The 16,745-nt window shown below is 69.7% G+C and carries 16 protein-coding genes; 9 read left to right on the forward strand and 7 right to left on the reverse strand.

All coding sequences use genetic code 11. From position 1 onward, the window contains the following. Positions 1–2: 2 nt before the first annotated feature. The 7 genes from ACGFZQ_RS11370 to ACGFZQ_RS11400 all read left to right on the forward strand — a co-directional run bounded on the left by ACGFZQ_RS11370 (position 3) and on the right by ACGFZQ_RS11400 (position 9,075). The gene (locus ACGFZQ_RS11370) at positions 3–818 is read left to right on the forward strand and encodes an ABC transporter permease (RefSeq protein ID WP_393840129.1); all 816 of its coding nucleotides are present in this window, start codon (positions 3–5) and stop codon (positions 816–818) included. Between the two features lie 57 nt (positions 819–875). Beyond that, positions 876–1,871 (forward strand): LacI family DNA-binding transcriptional regulator, encoded by a 996-nt coding sequence (locus ACGFZQ_RS11375; protein ID WP_351711573.1) that lies wholly within the window; start codon positions 876–878, stop codon positions 1,869–1,871. Between the two features lie 141 nt (positions 1,872–2,012). Continuing rightward, positions 2,013–3,365 (forward strand): ABC transporter substrate-binding protein, encoded by a 1,353-nt coding sequence (locus ACGFZQ_RS11380; RefSeq protein ID WP_393840130.1) that lies wholly within the window; start codon positions 2,013–2,015, stop codon positions 3,363–3,365. A 5-nt stretch (positions 3,366–3,370) separates the two neighbouring features. Beyond that, on the forward strand, positions 3,371–4,327 hold the full coding sequence (locus tag ACGFZQ_RS11385) for a carbohydrate ABC transporter permease (protein WP_393840131.1): 957 nt from the start codon (positions 3,371–3,373) through the stop codon (positions 4,325–4,327). Beyond that, on the forward strand, positions 4,324–5,205 hold the full coding sequence (locus tag ACGFZQ_RS11390; protein WP_351730784.1) for a carbohydrate ABC transporter permease: 882 nt from the start codon (positions 4,324–4,326) through the stop codon (positions 5,203–5,205). The genes ACGFZQ_RS11385 and ACGFZQ_RS11390 overlap by 4 nt, the downstream gene beginning before the upstream one ends. Before the next feature lie 30 nt (positions 5,206–5,235). After that, complete coding sequence (locus tag ACGFZQ_RS11395; protein ID WP_393840132.1) at positions 5,236–6,843, forward strand: alpha-amylase family glycosyl hydrolase; 1,608 nt, start codon at positions 5,236–5,238, stop codon at positions 6,841–6,843. Positions 6,844–6,897: 54 nt separating this feature from the next. Next, a complete protein-coding gene (locus ACGFZQ_RS11400) occupies positions 6,898–9,075 on the forward strand; it encodes a discoidin domain-containing protein (protein WP_393840133.1) in 2,178 nt (725 codons plus the stop codon). On the opposite strand, the gene ACGFZQ_RS11405 is transcribed toward ACGFZQ_RS11400, so the two are convergent. Genes ACGFZQ_RS11405 through ACGFZQ_RS11420 form a run of 4 tightly spaced genes read right to left on the reverse strand, consistent with a single transcriptional unit; the run spans position 9,044 to position 12,401 of the window. Continuing rightward, positions 9,044–9,859 carry an ABC transporter ATP-binding protein gene (locus tag ACGFZQ_RS11405; protein ID WP_393840134.1) on the reverse strand — a complete coding sequence of 272 codons (816 nt, stop codon included), beginning with the start codon at positions 9,857–9,859 and terminating at the stop codon, positions 9,044–9,046. The two genes, ACGFZQ_RS11400 and ACGFZQ_RS11405, sit on opposite strands and share 32 nt — an antisense overlap. 24 nt (positions 9,860–9,883) lie before the next feature. Beyond that, positions 9,884–10,660, reverse strand: a complete 777-nt coding sequence (locus tag ACGFZQ_RS11410; RefSeq protein ID WP_393840135.1) for an ABC transporter permease — start codon at positions 10,658–10,660, stop codon at positions 9,884–9,886. After that, on the reverse strand, positions 10,657–11,430 hold the full coding sequence (locus tag ACGFZQ_RS11415) for an ABC transporter permease (RefSeq protein WP_351730976.1): 774 nt from the start codon (positions 11,428–11,430) through the stop codon (positions 10,657–10,659). Before ACGFZQ_RS11415 ends, ACGFZQ_RS11410 begins: the two co-directional genes overlap by 4 nt. Positions 11,431–11,435: 5 nt before the next feature. Further along, positions 11,436–12,401 (reverse strand): ABC transporter substrate-binding protein, encoded by a 966-nt coding sequence (locus tag ACGFZQ_RS11420; protein WP_393840136.1) that lies wholly within the window; start codon positions 12,399–12,401, stop codon positions 11,436–11,438. A gap of 245 nt (positions 12,402–12,646) precedes the next feature. Here ACGFZQ_RS11420 and ACGFZQ_RS11425 point away from each other — a divergent pair, with 245 nt between their 5' ends. Continuing rightward, complete coding sequence (locus ACGFZQ_RS11425) at positions 12,647–13,399, forward strand: helix-turn-helix domain-containing protein (RefSeq protein ID WP_393840137.1); 753 nt, start codon at positions 12,647–12,649, stop codon at positions 13,397–13,399. On the opposite strand, the gene ACGFZQ_RS11430 is transcribed toward ACGFZQ_RS11425, so the two are convergent. Genes ACGFZQ_RS11430 through ACGFZQ_RS11440 form a run of 3 tightly spaced genes read right to left on the reverse strand, consistent with a single transcriptional unit; the run spans position 13,350 to position 15,534 of the window. Beyond that, positions 13,350–14,306: a PDR/VanB family oxidoreductase gene (locus tag ACGFZQ_RS11430; protein WP_393840138.1), complete on the reverse strand. Its 957-nt coding sequence runs from the start codon at positions 14,304–14,306 to the stop codon at positions 13,350–13,352. The genes ACGFZQ_RS11425 and ACGFZQ_RS11430 overlap by 50 nt on opposite strands. After that, positions 14,303–14,473: a hypothetical protein gene (locus ACGFZQ_RS11435; RefSeq protein ID WP_393840139.1), complete on the reverse strand. Its 171-nt coding sequence runs from the start codon at positions 14,471–14,473 to the stop codon at positions 14,303–14,305. The genes ACGFZQ_RS11430 and ACGFZQ_RS11435 overlap by 4 nt, the downstream gene beginning before the upstream one ends. Further along, on the reverse strand, positions 14,470–15,534 hold the full coding sequence (locus ACGFZQ_RS11440) for a Rieske 2Fe-2S domain-containing protein (protein ID WP_393840140.1): 1,065 nt from the start codon (positions 15,532–15,534) through the stop codon (positions 14,470–14,472). Before ACGFZQ_RS11440 ends, ACGFZQ_RS11435 begins: the two co-directional genes overlap by 4 nt. 400 nt (positions 15,535–15,934) lie before the next feature. On the opposite strand from ACGFZQ_RS11440, the gene ACGFZQ_RS11445 reads away from it, so the two are divergent. Then, positions 15,935–16,528 carry a YdeI family protein gene (locus ACGFZQ_RS11445; RefSeq protein ID WP_393840373.1) on the forward strand — a complete coding sequence of 198 codons (594 nt, stop codon included), beginning with the start codon at positions 15,935–15,937 and terminating at the stop codon, positions 16,526–16,528. Positions 16,529–16,745: the final 217 nt, after the last annotated feature.

The following is a 16,745-nucleotide window of genomic DNA, read 5'->3' on the forward strand; positions in this document are numbered from 1 at the left end:
CCGTGCAACTCTCCCGTTCCGCGCGGATCGCGGTGCGTGTCGCCGCCGGGTTCGGCTTCGCGGTGATCTACGTGCCGTTGCTGCTGGTCCTCGTCAACTCCCTGAACCCCGACCGCAGCGCGAGCTGGCCGCCGCCCGGCCTGACCACCCACTGGTGGTCGGTCGCCTGGCGCAGCTCCGGTGCCCGCGCGGCCCTGTGGACCTCGGTGAAGGCCGGGCTCGGCGCCACCGCGATCGCCCTGGTGCTCGGCACGCTGATCGCCTTCGCGGTCGCCCGGTACCGCTTCTTCGGCCGGAACGCCCTCTCCTTCGTGGTCGTCCTGCCGATCGCCCTGCCCGGCATCGTCACCGGCATCGCCCTCAACTCGGCCTTCAGCACGGTCCTTGAGCCGCTCGGCGTCGGGCTCGGCCTGTTCACCGTGGTCGTCGGACACGCCACCTTCTGCGTGGTGATCGTCTTCAACAACGTCGTCGCCCGGCTGCGCCGTACCTCGGGCACCTACGAGGAGGCGGCGGCCGACCTGGGCGCCGACACCTTCCGGGCCTTCGCCGACGTCACCTTCCCGCTGGTGCGCTCGGCGCTGCTCGCGGGCGGCCTGCTCGCCTTCGCGCTCTCCTTCGACGAGATCGTGGTCACCACCTTCACCGCGGGGCCGGGTGTCCAGACCCTCCCGCTGTGGATCTACGACAACATGACCCGCCCTCAGCAGGCACCGGTGGTGAACGTGGTGGCGGCCGTGCTCGTGCTGTTGTCGGTGGTCCCCATCTACGTCGCCCAGCGGCTGTCGGCGGACACGGCCACCGGCAGCCGTGTCTGACCCCGGCTCCCCAGGCTTACGCAAACTGCTTGCGTAGCTTGCGCTACGCTTGCGTCCATGACGCGACGACTTGCGGAAGTGGCCAAGAAGGTCGGGGTCAGCGAGGCCACGGTCAGCCGGGTACTCAACGGCAAGCCCGGGGTCTCCGAGGCCACCCGGCAGGCGGTGCTCTCGGCCCTGGACGTCCTGGGCTACGAGCGCCCCACCCAGCTGCGCGGCGAGCGTGCCCGGCTCGTCGGTCTGGTCCTGCCCGAGCTGCAGAACCCCATCTTCCCGGCCTTCGCCGAGGTCATCGGCGGCGCGCTCGCCCAGCTCGGGCTCACCCCGGTGCTGTGCACCCAGACCAAGGGCGGGGTCTCCGAGGCGGACTACGTGGAGTTGCTGCTGCAACAGCAGGTCTCCGGTGTCGTGTTCGCCGGCGGTCTGTTCGCCCAGGCCGACGCACCGCACGACCACTACCGGCTGCTCGCCGACCGCAACATCCCGGTGGTGCTGATCAACGCGGCCATCGACCATCTCGGTTTCCCCGCCGTGTCCTGCGACGACGCGGTGGCGGTGGAACAGGCCTGGCGGCACCTCGCCTCCCTCGGCCACGAGCGGATCGGACTCGTCCTCGGCCCCGCCGACCACATGCCGTCGGCCCGCAAGCTGGCCGCCGCGCGCACGATGGGCGACCTCCCGGACGCGAGCGTCGCCCGGGCCATGTTCTCGATCGAAGGGGGTCACGCGGCCGCCACGCGCCTCATCGACCAGGGCGTCACCGGGATCATCTGCGCCAGCGACCCCCTGGCGCTGGGAGCGATCAGGGCGGCCCGTCGCAAGGGCCTGGACGTCCCGTCCCAGGTGTCCGTCGTCGGCTACGACGACTCCGCGTTCATGAACTGCACCGAACCCCCGCTCACCACCGTCCGCCAGCCCATCGAGGCCATGGGCCGGGCCGCCGTCGAGCTGCTGAACGCTCAGATCGGCGGCACGGTCGTCCCGGCGGAGGAGCTGCTGTTCGAGCCGGAGCTGGTCGTCAGGGGGTCGACCGCGCAAGCGCCGAAAGCCTGAGAGTCAACAGATCCCATCTGCTGTCGAATAATTACAGATTCTGCGCGACATCTTGCGCGGCAGTGCTGCCGGTGCTTGAGTGTGCGGCGCCCACCGGTCCCGGTGCGGCGCCCAACTGCTCCTGTTCTGGGGGGTCCACCGATGTCCAGCACCGGGTTCCGCCGTGCTCTCGTCGCGATAGGTGTCTGTTCGTCCCTTGCGCTCTCGGCCTCGGCCTGCGGGTCGGGCGACGACGACGCGGGCAGCGGCAAGACGCGTATCACCGTCAACTGCGAGCCGCCGAAGAGCGCCAAGGTCGACCGCTCGTTCTTCGACCAGGACATCGCCGCCTTCGAGAAGAAGAACCCGGACATCGACGTCGTCGCGCACGACGCGTTCCCCTGCCAGGACCCGAAGACCTTCGACGCCAAGCTCGCGGGCGGCCAGATGGAGGACGTCTTCTACACGTACTTCACCGACGCCAAGCACGTCGTCGACATCAACCAGGCCGCCGACCTCACGCCGTACCTCAAGGACCTGAAGAGCTACGACACCATCCAGAAGCAGCTGCGGGACATCTACACCGTGGACGGCAAGGTCTACGGCATCCCGCGCACCGGGTACAGCATGGGGCTGATCTACAACCGCGCGCTCTTCCAGAAGGCCGGTCTCGACCCCGACAAGCCTCCGGCGACCTGGGAAGAGGTCCGCGCCGACGCCAAGAAGATCGCCGCCCTCGGCAACGGCACCGTCGGATACGCCGACTACAGCGCGCAGAACCAGGGCGGCTGGCACTTCACCGCCGAGCTGTACTCGCAGGGCGGTGACGTCGTCTCCGCCGACGGCAAGACGGCGACCGTCGACACCCCGCAGGGCCACGCGGTCCTGCAGAACCTGCACGACATGCGCTGGACCGACAACACCATGGGCAGCAAGCAGTTGCTGATCCTCAACGACGTGCAGCAGATGATGGGTTCGGGCAAGCTCGGCATGTACCTCTCCGCCCCCGACAACATCCCGATCCTGGTCAAGGAGAAGGGCGGCAACTACAAGGACCTCGCCCTCGCCCCGATGCCCGGCGGCCAGGGCACCCTCATCGGCGGCGACGGCTACATGTTCAACAAGAAGGACACCCCGGCACAGATCAAGGCCGGCCTCAAGTGGCTCGACTCCATGTTCCTCACCCCCGGTGACGGCTTCCTCGGCGACTACGCCCGCGCCAAGAAGAACAACGCACCCGTGGGCCTGCCCGAGCCGCGCCTGTTCACCGGCGCCGCCGACGCCAAGGACCAGCAGGTCAAGAAGGCCAACGCGAACGTCCCGGTGGAGAACTACCAGGCCTTCCTTGACGGCAACCAGTCCCTCCAGATGAAGATCGAGCCGCCCAACGCCCAGCAGATCTACTCCGTCCTCGACGGCGCCGTCTCCGCCGTCCTCACCAAGAAGGACGCCGACATCGACCAGCTCCTCAAGGACGCCAACGAGAAGATCGACGGCATCCTGGCCCGGGGCTGACCGCGATGACCAAGACGGCCGAGCGCCGATCCGCCCCCGCGGCGGTCGGCGCCCGACAGGCCCCGGCGCCGCCCCCGGCAGGGGACCGGAGGCGGCGCCGGCTCCTCGACCAGGCCCGCGCCTACGGCTTCCTGCTCGGCGGACTCATCTGCTTCGCCCTGTTCTCCTGGTACCCGGCGATCCGCGCGGTCGTGATCGCCTTCCAGAAGTACACGCCCGGCTCGTCCCCGGAATGGGTCGGCACCGCCAACTTCACCCGGGTCCTGCACGACCCCGAGTTCTCGGCGGCCTGGCGCAACACCCTCACCTTCACGCTGCTGGCCCTGCTGATCGGCTTCGCGATCCCGTTCGTACTCGCCCTGGTCCTCAACGAGCTGCGGCACGCGAAGGCGTTCTTCCGGGTCGTGGTCTACCTGCCGGTGATGATCCCGCCGGTGGTCAGCGCCCTGCTGTGGAAGTGGTTCTACGACCCGGGCGCCGGCCTCGCCAACGAGACCCTGCGCTTCCTCCACCTGCCCACCTCGAACTGGTCCAACGGCGCCGACACCGCGCTCGTCTCCCTGGTGATCGTGGCCACCTGGGCCAACATGGGCGGCACCGTCCTGATCTACCTGGCCGCCCTCCAGTCCATCCCCGGCGAGCTGTACGAGGCCGCCGAACTCGACGGCGCGAACCTCCTGCAACGCGTCCGCCATGTGACGATCCCCCAGACCAGGTTCGTCATCCTGATGCTGATGCTCCTTCAGATCATCGCCACCATGCAGGTGTTCACCGAACCGTTCGTCATCACGGGGGGCGGCCCGGAGAACGCCACGGTCACCGTGCTCTACCTCATCTACAAGTACGCCTTCCTCTACAACGACTTCGGCGGCGCCTGCGCCCTCAGCGTCATGCTCCTGGTGCTGCTCGGTGTCTTCTCCGCCGTCTATCTGCGGCTGACCCGCTCCGGGGAGGACGGATGAGCAGCGCCACCCGCACCCTGATCTCGCCGGCGACCCTGGCCCGCCCGCGCGGGAAGGCGGTCTACTGGACCGTCTTCACCGGAGTCGTCCTGCTCTTCGCGCTCGCCTTCCTGTTCCCCGTGTACTGGATGGTGACCAGCGCGATGAAGTCCCCGGACGAGGTCGCCCAGACCCCGCCCACCCTCATCCCCAAACACCTGCACCTGACCGGGTACACCGACGCCTGGGACCTGATGCAGCTGCCCCAGCACCTGTGGAACACGGTGGTGCAGGCGGCCGGCGCCTGGGCCTTCCAGCTGGTGTTCTGCACGGCCGCCGCCTACGCCCTGTCGAAGCTGAAGCCGGCGTTCGGCAACGTGGTCCTCGGCGGGATCCTGGCCACCCTGATGGTCCCGGCCCAGGCCCTGGTCGTACCCAAGTACCTGACCGTGGCCGACCTGCCGTTCATCCACACCAGCCTGCTGAACGACCCGCTCGGCATCTGGCTCCCGGCCGTCGCCAACGCCTTCAACCTCTACCTCCTCAAGCGGTTCTTCGACCAACTGCCGCGCGATGTGCTGGAGGCCGCCGAGATCGACGGCGCCGGCAAGCTGCGCATCCTGTGGTCGGTGGTGCTGCCCATGTCCCGCCCGGTGCTCGGGGTGGTGTCGATCTTCGCCCTGGTCGCGGTGTGGCAGGACTTCCTGTGGCCGCTGATGGTCTTCTCGGACACCGACAAGCAGCCCATCAGCGTGGCCCTGGTCCAGCTGTCGCAGAACATCCAGCTCACCGTGCTCATCGCCGCGATGGTGATCGCCAGCATCCCGATGGTCGCGCTGTTCCTCGTCTTCCAGCGGCACATCATCGCCGGGATCAGCGCGGGCAGCACCAAGGGCTGACGCCCTTCCTCCGACAGAAAGGCACGCACAGTGGGACAGCCCAGCCATGCCCCGAAGGACCTCGACTGGTGGCGTTCCGCCGTCATCTACCAGGTGTACGTCCGCAGCTTCGCGGACGGCGACGGCGACGGCACCGGCGACCTCGCGGGCGTCCGCACCAAGCTGCCGTACCTCGCCGAACTGGGCGTGGACGCCCTCTGGTTCAACCCCTGGTACCTGTCACCGCTGAAGGACGGCGGCTACGACGTCGCCGACTACCGGGCCATCGACCCGGCGTTCGGCACCCTCGCCGAGGCCGAGAAACTCATCGCCGAGGCGGGAGAGCTGGGCATCCGGACGATCATCGACATCGTCCCCAACCACGTCTCCGACCAGCACCCCTGGTTCCGGGCGGCGTTGGCGGCCGGGCCCGGCAGCCCCGAGCGCGAGCTGTTCCACTTCCGCCCGGGGCGTGGCGCGCACGGCGAACTCCCGCCCAACGACTGGCCGTCGCAGTTCCTCGGATCCACCGAACCGGTGTGGACCCGGCTGCCGGACGGTGACTGGTACCTGCACCTGTTCACCCCCGAACAGCCCGACCTCAACTGGGCCCACCCGGCCGTCCGCCAGGAGCACGAGGACATCCTGCGGTTCTGGTTCGAGCGGGGCGTCGCCGGCGTCCGCATCGACTCCGCCGCCCTGCTCGCCAAGGACCCGGACCTGCCCGACCTGGCCACGGATCCGCGGCCGCACCCCTTCGTCGACCGCGACGACCTGCACGACATCTACCGCTCGTGGCGTGCGGTCGCCGACGCCTACGACGGGGTCTTCGTCGGCGAGGTCTGGCTCCCCGACGCCGAGCGCTTCGCCCGCTACCTCCGCCCCGACGAACTGCACACCGCCTTCAACTTCTCCTTCCTGTCCTGCCCCTGGGACGCCGGCCGGCTGCGGACGTCGATCGACACCACCCTCGCCGAGCACGCCCCGGTCGGCGCGCCCGCCACCTGGGTGCTGTGCAACCACGACGTCACCCGCACGGTCACCCGCTACGGCCGCGAGGACACCGCCTTCGACTTCGCGACCAAGGCCTTCGGTACCCCCACCGACCTGGAGCTGGGCACCCGCAGGGCCCGCGCGGCAGCCCTGCTGTCCCTGGCGCTGCCCGGCGCGGTGTACGTGTACCAGGGGGAGGAACTGGGGCTGCCCGAGGCTGATATCCCGACGGACCGCATCCAGGACCCGATGTACTTCCGGTCGGGCGGTACCGACCCCGGCCGGGACGGCTGCCGGGTGCCGATGCCCTGGGTGGCGGACCTGCCCTACGCGGGGTTCGGTTCGCGCGAGGAGCCGTGGCTGCCGCAGCCGGCCGGCTGGGCCTCGTACGCGGCCGACCGTCAGCAGGACGACGGCGACTCCATGCTCAGCCTCTACCGCCGCGCCATCGCCGCCCGCCCGCTCTTCGGGGCCGGCCCGCTGACCTGGCTGCCCGCTCCCGAGGGCGTCCTCGCCTTCACCCGCGCCGAGGGACTGGTCTGCGTGGTCAACCTCGCACCCGAACCCGCCGAACTCCCCACCCACACGCAACTTCTGGTCACCAGCGGTCCGTTGGACGGCACGGGCCGTCTGCCGCAGGACACGGCGGCCTGGCTGACGACCTGAGCCGCCGGTACCGCTCGCGCTATTCCCCTCCCCCCACCCCGAAGGGATCAGCAGATGCACCGCAGCACAGCCAGATCTGTCAGGAGCATGCCAGCAGTGGGGGCCGCTGTCGCCCTAGCCGCCGGCATGCTCGTCGCCGTCGCGCCCGCCGCCCACGCGGCCGCGGGCGCGAGCCTCCCCTTCACCTCGGTGGAGGCGGAGTCGGCGACCACCACCGGCAGCAAGATCGGCCCCGACTACACCCAGGGCACCCTCGCCTCCGAGGCCTCCGGCCGCCAGGCCGTACGCCTGACCTCCGGGCAGCGCGTCGAGTTCACCGCACCCCAGGCGTCCAACGCCGTGAACCTCTCCTACAGCGTCCCCGACGGCCAGACCGGCACCCTGAACGTGTACGTCAACGGGGTCAAGCTCGCGAAGACCCTCGCCGTCACCTCGAAGTACTCCTACGTCGACACCGGCTGGATCGCCGGCGCCAAGCAGCACCACCTCTTCGACAACGCCCGCCTGCTGCTCGGCCAGAACGTCCAGGCCGGCGACAAGGTCGCCTTCGAGTCCACCGGCACCCAGGTCACCGTCGACGTGGCCGACTTCGAGCAGGTCGCCGCGGCCGCCGCGCAGCCCGCCGGATCGGTCTCCGTCACCTCCAAGGGCGCCGACCCCAGCGGCAACGGCGACTCCACCCAGGCCTTCCGGGACGCCATCGCCGCCGCCCAGGGCGGCACGGTGTGGATCCCGCCGGGCGACTACAAGCTGACGTCCTCGCTGAGCGGCGTACAGAACGTGACCCTGCTTGGCGCCGGCAGCTGGTACTCGGTCGTGCACACCTCCCGGTTCATCGACCAGTCCAGCTCCTCCGGGAACGTCCACATCAACAACTTCGCGGTGATCGGCGAGGTCACCGAACGCGTCGACTCCAACCCGGACAACTTCGTCAACGGCTCGCTGGGACCGAACAGTTCGGTCTCCGGGATGTGGATCCAGCACCTCAAGTGCGGGTTCTGGCTGATGGGCAACAACGACAACCTGGTCGTCGAGAACAACCGCCTCCTCGACACCACCGCCGACGGCCTCAACCTCAACGGCACCGCGCACGGCGTCCAGGTCCGCAACAACTTCCTGCGCAACCAGGGCGACGACTCCCTCGCCATGTGGTCGTTGTACTCGCCCGACACCAACTCCAGCTTCACCAGCAACACCATCTCCCAGCCGAACCTGGCCAACGGCATCGCGATCTACGGCGGCACCGACATCGCCGTGCGCAACAACCTGATCTCCGACACCAACGCGCTGGGCAGCGGCATCGCCATCTCCAACCAGAAGTTCGCCGACCCGTTCTCACCGCTGTCCGGGACGATCACCGTCGACGGCAACACGCTGGTCCGCACGGGCGCGATCAACCCCAACTGGAACCACCCGATGGGCGCGCTGCGCGTCGACTCCTACGACAGCGCCATCAACGCCACGGTCAACATCACCAACACCACGATCACCGACAGCCCGTACAGCGCCTTCGAGTTCGTCTCCGGCGGTGGGCAGGGGTACGCGGTCAGGAACGTCAACGTGACCGGCGCGACCGTACGGAACACCGGGACGGTCGTGGTGCAGGCCGAGGCGCAGGGCGCCGCCGCCTTCCGCAACGTCACCGCCACCGGCGTCGGCGCCGCAGGCGTCTACAACTGCCCCTACCCGGCGAACTCCGGCTCCTTCGCGCTCACCGACGGCGGCGGCAACTCCGGCTGGTCCAGCACCTGGTCGGACTGCTCCAGCTGGCCGCAGCCCGGCACCGGAAACCCCGACCCGGACCCGGCCCGCAACCTGGCCAAGGGCCGCCCGGCGACCGCCACCGGCTCGCAGGACGTGTACACGCCCGGCAAGGCGGTCGACGGCGACGCCACCAGCTACTGGGAGTCCGCCAACAACGCCTTCCCGCAGTCGCTGACCGTCGACCTCGGCTCCTCCTACGCGGCCCGCCGGCTGGTGCTGAAGCTGCCGCCGTCCTCGGCCTGGGGCGCGCGCACCCAGACCGTCACCGTGCTGGGCAGCACCGACGGCTCGAACTACTCGACCGTCGTCGGCTCCACCGGCTACCGGTTCGACCCGGCCACCGGCAACACCGTCACCGTCGCCCTGCCCGGCAGCACCAATTTGCGTTATCTGCGGCTGACCGTCACCGCCAACAACGCCTGGCCTGCCGGGCAGTTCAGCGAGGTGGAGGCGTATCTGACGGCGTGACCTCCGCCGCCCGGGAAGTCCCGCGTTTCGCCGCCTGGATCTGTTCGTACACGTGGGTGCGCAGTTCGGCGAAGCGCGGGGCGACCCGGGTGTGCAACTGGTCCCGCTCGTCGGGCAGATCGACCTTCAGCTGCTCCTGGACGACGGTCGGGGAGGCGGACAGGACGATCACCCGCTGGCCCAGGTAGACCGCCTCGTCGATGTCGTGGGTGACGAACAGGATCGTGATCCCGCGCTCCTGCCACAGGCCCCGGACCAGATCCTCCAGATCGGCCCGGGTCTGGGCGTCGACGGCGGCGAACGGCTCGTCCATCAGCAGGACCCGGGGTTCGTAGGCGAGGGCCCGCGCGATCGCGACCCGCTGCTGCATACCGCCCGAGAGCTGCCACGGATAGGCGCCGGCGGCGTCCGCGAGGCCGACCGAAAGCAGCGCGTCGGAGACCAGTTCGCGGCGCCGCTCCCGCGGCAACCTCTTCTGCTTCAGCGGCAGTTCGACGTTCTCGGCGACCTGCATCCAGGGGAACAGACTGCGGCCGTACTCCTGGAAGACGAACGCCATCCCGGGCGGCGGCCCGGTCACCTTCCGTCCCTCCAGGAGGACTTCGCCGCCGGTCGGGGTGAGCAGGCCGCCCATGCACTTGAGCAGGGTGGTCTTGCCGCAGCCCGACGGACCGACCAGACAGACGAGTTCGCCCGCCTCCACGGTGAAGGTGAGGTCCCGCACCGCCTCGATGCGGCGGCCGGATCCGTCGTAGACCTTCTTCAGGCCGCGTACGTCGAGCATGGACCGCCCCTTCACGATGTTCACTCAGGACCGCCGGGTTGTCGCGCGCAGCCCGTGGTACCAGCCGAGCACCCGTCGCTCGACCACCTGGAAGACCACCGACAGCGCGAAGCCGAGCAGGCCCAGCACCAGGATCCCGGTCCACATGTCGGGGATCGCGAAGCTGCGCTGGAACTGCACGATGGTGAAGCCGAGCCCGTTGCTGGCCGCGGACATCTCGCTGATGACCATCAGGATGATCCCGATCGACAGCGCCTGCCGCAGGCCCGCGAAGATCTGCGGGCTCGCCGAACGCAGTACAAGCGTACGCAGCCGGGTCACGCCCGTGATGCCGTAGGAGCGGGCCGTCTCCGTCATCACCGGGTCGACCGCCCGTACGCCCTCGACCGTGTTGAGCAGGATCGGCCAGACGCAGCCGCTGACGATCACCACGATCTTCATGGTGTCGCCGATGCCCGCGAACAGCATGATGACCGGGACGAGGACGGGCGGCGGTATCGCCCGCAGGAATTCGAGCACCGGCTCGCACACCGCCCGCACCCGCCGGTACGAGCCGATGACCGTGCCCAGGGCCACTCCCACGACGGCCGCCGTCGCGTACCCGGCGAGCAGCCGCAGCACACTGCGCAGCAGGTCCTCACGGAGCCGCTGACCGGTCCAGACGTCCGGGAAGGTCTTCAGGATGGTGCGCAGCGGCGGCCAGTAGACGTTCGTACTGCCGTCGGAGGCCACCCACCACAGCGCGACCAGTACGACGGGCAGGGCCAGCACGTACACCGCTCCGAGCAGCAGCCGCCTCACACCGCCACCTCCCCGCGCACCGACTGGTGCCAGGCCAGCGCCCGCCGCTCCACCGACCGGGCGCCCACGTTGATGAGCAGCCCCAGCAGCCCGGTGACCACGATCAGGGCGTACATGTCCGGCACCGCCTGCGAGGTCTGCGCCACGGCGATCTGCTGGCCCAACCCCGGTGCGCCGATGACCAGTTCGGCGGTGATGGTGAGGATCAGGGCGACCGCGGCGGCCAGCCGGACGCCGGTCATCACATACGGCAGCGCGGTCGGCCACAGCACATGGCGGACCCGGGCCCAGGTGCCGAGCCCGTACGACCGTGCGGTCTCCTCGGCGACCGGGTCGACGTCCTGGACGCCGTACATCACCTGGATCAGGACCTGCCAGAAGGAGGCGTAGACGACGAGCAGGAGGACCGAGCGGAGTTCGGTGCCGTAGAGGAGGATCGCGAGCGGGATCAGGGCGACCGAGGGGATCGGGCGGAGGAACTCGACCGTGGAGGCAGTGGCCTCGCGCAGATGCGGGACGACCGAGAGGACGACCCCCGCCACGATGCCGGCGCCGACCGCGATGGCCAGGCCCGCCGCCCAGCCGGTGAGGGTGTCGCCGAGTGCCGACCAGAAGGCCCCGTCGGCGAGTTCGGTGCCCAGCGCGCGGGCGATCCGGCTGGTCGGCGGGAAGTAGTCCGCCTTGACCAGACCGAGCCGCGGCACCGCCTCGCCGAGGGCGAGGAAGGCCGCGAGCCCGGCCGCACCGAGTGCGGTGTTCAGCCCCTTCACTTCTTTCACGGCAGCAGCTTGGCCAGGTCGGGTGCCGTCTTGAAGAGGCCGTCCTGCTCGCTCAGCTTCTCCAGCGCGTCGATCGACGCACGGTTCGGGTCGGCCGGCCACTTCGGCAGGGTCACCGCGGCCAGCACGTCCGCGGGGGTCTTGGTGTAGGTGGTGACGATCCCCCGGACCTCGTCCGGGTGCGCGTCCGCGTAGGCCAGCGACTCGGCCGTGGCCTCCTGGAACTTCTTCACGACGTCCGGGTTCTTCTGCGCGTACGACGTCGAGGTGAAGTACATGGCCACGGTGAGGTTCTTCGCCACGTCGACCATCGGCGAGGCGATCACGGTGGCGCCCTGGAGCTTCATGGTGGCGAGCGCCGGCTCGACCGCCATCGCCGCGTCGATCTGCCCCTTGTCGAGCGCGGCCGGCATCTGGTCGAAGGCCAGCTCGACGAAGCTCACCTTGTCCGGGTCGCCGCCCGCCTTGCGCACCGACTCGCGGACCGCGGTCTCGTTGATGTTCTTCAGCGTGTTGACGGCGACCTTCTTGCCCTCCAGCTGCTTCGCCGAGGTGATGCTGCTGCCCTTCTTCACGACGAGCCCGCCGAAGTCCTTGCCCGCCACGCCCGTCGAGGCCACGCCGTTCGCGATCGCCTGCACCGGCACGCTGTTGGACTGGGCGATCATCAGGGAGGTCATGTTGCTGAAGCCGAACTGGAACTGACCACTCGTCACCCCCGGCACGATGGCCGCGCCGCCCTGCGCGAGCGTCATCGACAGTTTCAGGCCGCGCTTGCTGTAGAAGCCCTCCTTCTGCCCGAGGTAGAGGGGGGCCACGTCGACGATGGGGATGATGCCCACCTTGACGGTGGTGGTGCCGCCCGAGGAGGGCGACGTGGACGACGAGCCCCCGGAGGAGCCGCAGGCCGCCGTGGTGAGCAGGATGGTGCCGGCCGCGAGACCGGCGAGCAGACGACGCATGGGCTCCTCCTGTGCAGACAACGGTGTTCCGACAGGGTGTGCGCTGTGCGCACAGTGGTGCTCGGATGGTGCTCAGCGGGAAGGTAGAACCGGCCGGACAACCCGGTCAATGGGTTCAGCTGACAAAATTGTTGACAGTTATCGAACCGCGCTCTCACCGTGTTCTCCGTGTCGAGCCGTCGAACCGCCGCGCAGCGGCGGACCGCGGCGGCCCGTGACGGGACGTACCGGACCGGGAGGCGCCGATGTCGAGTGATGCCCGCGCACCGCACTTCGTGAGGTCCTTCGAGCGCGGCCTGGCCGTGATCCGCGCCTTCGACGCCGAGCATCCGGCGCGCACGCTCAGCGAGGTGGCCCGCGCCTGCGACCTGACCCGGGCCGCCGCCCGCCGCCTGCTGCTCACCCTCGTCGACCTGGGCTATGTCCACTCGGACGGCCGCCGGTTCCGCCTCGCCCCGCGCGTCCTGGAACTCGGCTACGCCTACCTCTCCGGCCTCGACCTGCCGAGCCTCGCCCAGCCGCACCTGGAGCAACTCACCGCGCTGGCAGGGGAGTCGGCGGCACTCTGCGTCCTGGACGGAGACGCGGTGGTGCATGTCGCCGCGGTCCCGGCCCGGCGGGTGATGGCGGCGACCGTCGCGGTGGGCGCGAGGTATCCGGCCCACCGGACCGCGGCTGGGGCGGTGCTGCTCGCCCACCCGCCCGAGCCCTGCTCACCCGGGCTGCCTGAAGCCGAGTTGATACGCCGTCAGGGGTTCGCCCTGCTCGAAGACGACCTGGAGGACGGTGTCAGAACACTGGCCGCCCCGGTGCGGGACCGGAGCGGCCAGGTGGTGGCCGGGGCGGTCCTGGCGGTCCACTCCGGCCGGATGTCCGCCGCCGCGGTCCGCCGCGACCTGCTGCCGCCGCTGCTCGGGGCGGTGGCGCGGATCGAGGCGGACCTGCGGATCACAGATCGAGCACCAGGCGCCGCCCTCGGCACCGCGACACACAGATGAGCATGGTCTCCCCGGCCGCCCGCTCCTCCTCGCCGAGCACCGAGTCCCGGTGGTCCGGGGTGCCTTCGAGGACATTTGTCTCGCACGTCCCGCAGGTGCCCTCGGTGCAGGAGTAGAGCACCTCGACCCCGGCGGCCCGGACGGTGTCGAGCACGGAGACTCCGGGTGCGACGGTGAGGGTACGACCGCTCCGCCCGAGGACGACCTCGAACTCGCCGTCCTCGCCGTCCTCCCCGTCCGCGCCGCCCTTTCGGGCCTTCGGCTGGAAGCGCTCCACCCGCAGCACGCCCGCCGGGCAGCGCTCCTCCACCGCGTCCAGCAGCGGCCCCGGCCCGCAGCAGTACACCAGGGTGCCGTCCGGGACGTCGTCCAGCACCGGGCCGAGGTCCAGCAGTCCGGTCACGTCCTGCGGGGCGACCGTGACCCGTTTCCCGCCGTACCGCGCCAACTCGCCGGTGAACGCCATGGACCGCCGGGTCCGGCCGCCGTACAGCAGCGTCCACTCGGCGCCCGCGGCCTCGGCGGCGGCCAGCATCGGCAGGATCGGGGTGATGCCGATGCCGCCCGCGACGAACCGGTAGCGCGGGGCCGGCTCCAGCCGGAAGTGGTTGCGCGGGCCGCGCACCCGCACCTTGTCGCCGACGCCCAACCGCTCGTGCATGTAGGCCGATCCGCCCCGCCCCGCGGGCTCCCGCAACACGGCGACACGCCAGCCGGCACGGTCCCCGGGATCCCCGCACAGCGAGAACTGCCGCTCCAGCCCGGGACCGAGCACGACATCGACATGCGCCCCCGGCTTCCAGTCCGGAAGGTCCTCGCCGAGGGGATGCCGAAGGGTGAGGGCGAGGACGCCGTCGGCCGCCGGCACCCGTTCAGTGACGACCAGTTCGGCTTCGTACAGGCTCATGTGGTGCGCTCCGGGGGCTGGTGTCCTTCGGGGTGGCCGAGCATCCACTCCCACATCTCGACCGGGTCCTGCGCGGTGTGCTCGGCTCTGCAGTGACAGGTGCCGTGCAGCACGTCGGTGCCCGGCAGCCAGTCGATGCGGTAGACCTCACCGGTCGGCGTGCTCACAGGACCTTCTCCACGGGCTTGTCGCCCTCCTCGGCCAGCCGGGCGAGGATACGGCGGGCGGCGAGGCCGCCGGTGTCGATGTTGATGCTCAGCTCCTGGTAGCCGGCGCGCTCCGATCCCAGCGTCCGCTGAAGGAGGTTGAGGGCGTCGACGTCCTGCATGACGACCGTGTGGTTGTTGCTCCGCAGGAAGTCGGTGACCTCGGCGTCGTCGGTCGCCCAGTCCCGGGAGACCATCCAGAAGTCGTACACCTTGCCGTCCGAGGACGGGGTGATCGCGTAGGTGATCTCGGTGTGGAAGCCGTTCGGGTCGCTGCCGTCGGCCTCCGGCGCCACACCGACCGGTGCGATCCGGCTGTGCAGCAGATACAGACAGGGCGCGTGGTACTCGATGTCCTGCCAGCGGGTGATCCGCCCGTCGATCCCGGTCGAACGGGCGTAGAACGGCGGGCACTCGGCGTCGTCCATGTGCCGGCTGACCCGCACGATCCCGGCGCCCTCGTCGACCTCCGTGGTGATCGGCGTCTCGGCGACCTCCGGGGTGCCTATGTAGCCGCCGTGCAGATAGGTCTCGTGGGAGAGGTCGAGGAGGTTGTCGACGAGGAGGCCGTAGTCGGCGTCGATGGGCTCCATGCCCCGTACGGTCGTCCAGCCGGGGGCGTCGAGGTGCCTTGCCCGCGGGATGGTGTCCGAGTCGGCGAGCCCGGGGTCGCCGATCCACACCCACACCAGGGAGTCCTGCTCGACCACCGGGTAGGAGGCGACCCGGGCGGTGCGCGGGATGCGTTTCTGCCCCGGCACGTACACGCAGGCGCCGGTCCGGTCGTAGGTGAACCCGTGGTACCCGCAGACGATCCGGTCACCGTCGAGCCCGCTCTCCGACAGCGGGTAACGCCGGTGCACACAGCGGTCGTTGAGCGCGACCGGGCTGCCGTCCTCCTCGGTGCGGTAGAACACGAGCGGTTCCCCGAGAACCGTCCGCCCGAGCAACTCCCGCCCGACCTCGTGACTGTAGGCGGCGACGTACCACTGGTTCCTGGCGAAGGCGGTGATGTGCGGCATGGGTGCGGCTCCCGTCGTTGGGTCGTGGCGACATCGTCGGGAAGGGTGTCAGGGGGACGCAATACGGCTTCCGTCTCACGGAAGGTCCGACGTAAAAGGCCTGTTCAGAGGGTTGATCTGGATACGCCTCGGTGCACGACCCCAGTGGAAGGCGCCGCCGTGTCTTGCTGTTCTTCGCCTGCGGCTCGTGTCCCTGCAGCGTCGATGATTTGCAACGATAAACCGATTTGGCCTCTTTGTGGCGACTTTTCGGCTGCATGCTGGTGGTACAGGAGCAGAAGCTGTGTCGTCGCGTGTCGAGTGCGACTGAATGACGCAAAGAGCAACAGAGATGATCACGCAGGTCCACGGATATCCTGCATCTGGGGCCGTGCCCGAATGTGTCATGGCAATCGGCCGGATGTGGTTCGCTGCTGGGGTGACTCAGGACTTGGAGACCGTCGCATTCGAATCCGCCGAGGCATTCCAGGCATGGCTTGGCGAGAACCACGCCGTCTCGTCCGGCATCTGGCTCAGGCTTCGCAAGAAGGGCCCCGGAATCGTCGCGCTGGACTACGCCCAGGCGCTCGACGTGGCACTCTGCTACGGCTGGATCGACGGCCAGAAGGCCAAGTTCGACGACCAGTGGTGGCTCCAGCGGTTCACCCCGCGCAAGCCGCGCAGCAAGTGGTCCAAGATCAACAGGGACAAGGTGGCCGCCCTGATCGACCAGGGCCGGATGCATCCCCCGGGGCAGGCCGAGGTCGACCGCGCCAAGGCGGACGGCCGCTGGGAGGCGGCCTACGACAGCGCGAAGACCGCCACGGTGCCGGACGACCTCACGGCGGCCCTGACCGCCGACCCGGCCGCGGCGGAGTTCTTCGAGACACTGGACCGGCAGAACCGCTACGCGATCCTCTACCGGGTCCAAGACGCCAAGAAGCCCGAGACCCGGGCGCGCCGGATAGAGAAGTACGTGGCGATGCTGGCGAAGGGCGAGAAGCTCTACCCGTAGTCACGGGGAGGGAAAGGTCCGCCACCACAGCCCGGTCGTCGTGAGCGGCTTGCGCGGTCCGGCCCGCGCTGCCCTCCACCGGGCCGGCGGATGGCGTGCTTGCGCCCAGGCCGAAGCGGGCCCCCGCGCTCCGGGGAATCCGGTGATCACATCGGACGCCCACGCCGTGTGCCCCGGCGCTCCCCGCGGATAGGGTGGACGGTGATCGACAGGGACG

Origin of the sequence: Streptomyces sp. NPDC048254, from assembly GCF_043201895.1 — a bacterium.
Lineage (GTDB): Bacteria > Actinomycetota > Actinomycetes > Streptomycetales > Streptomycetaceae > Streptomyces.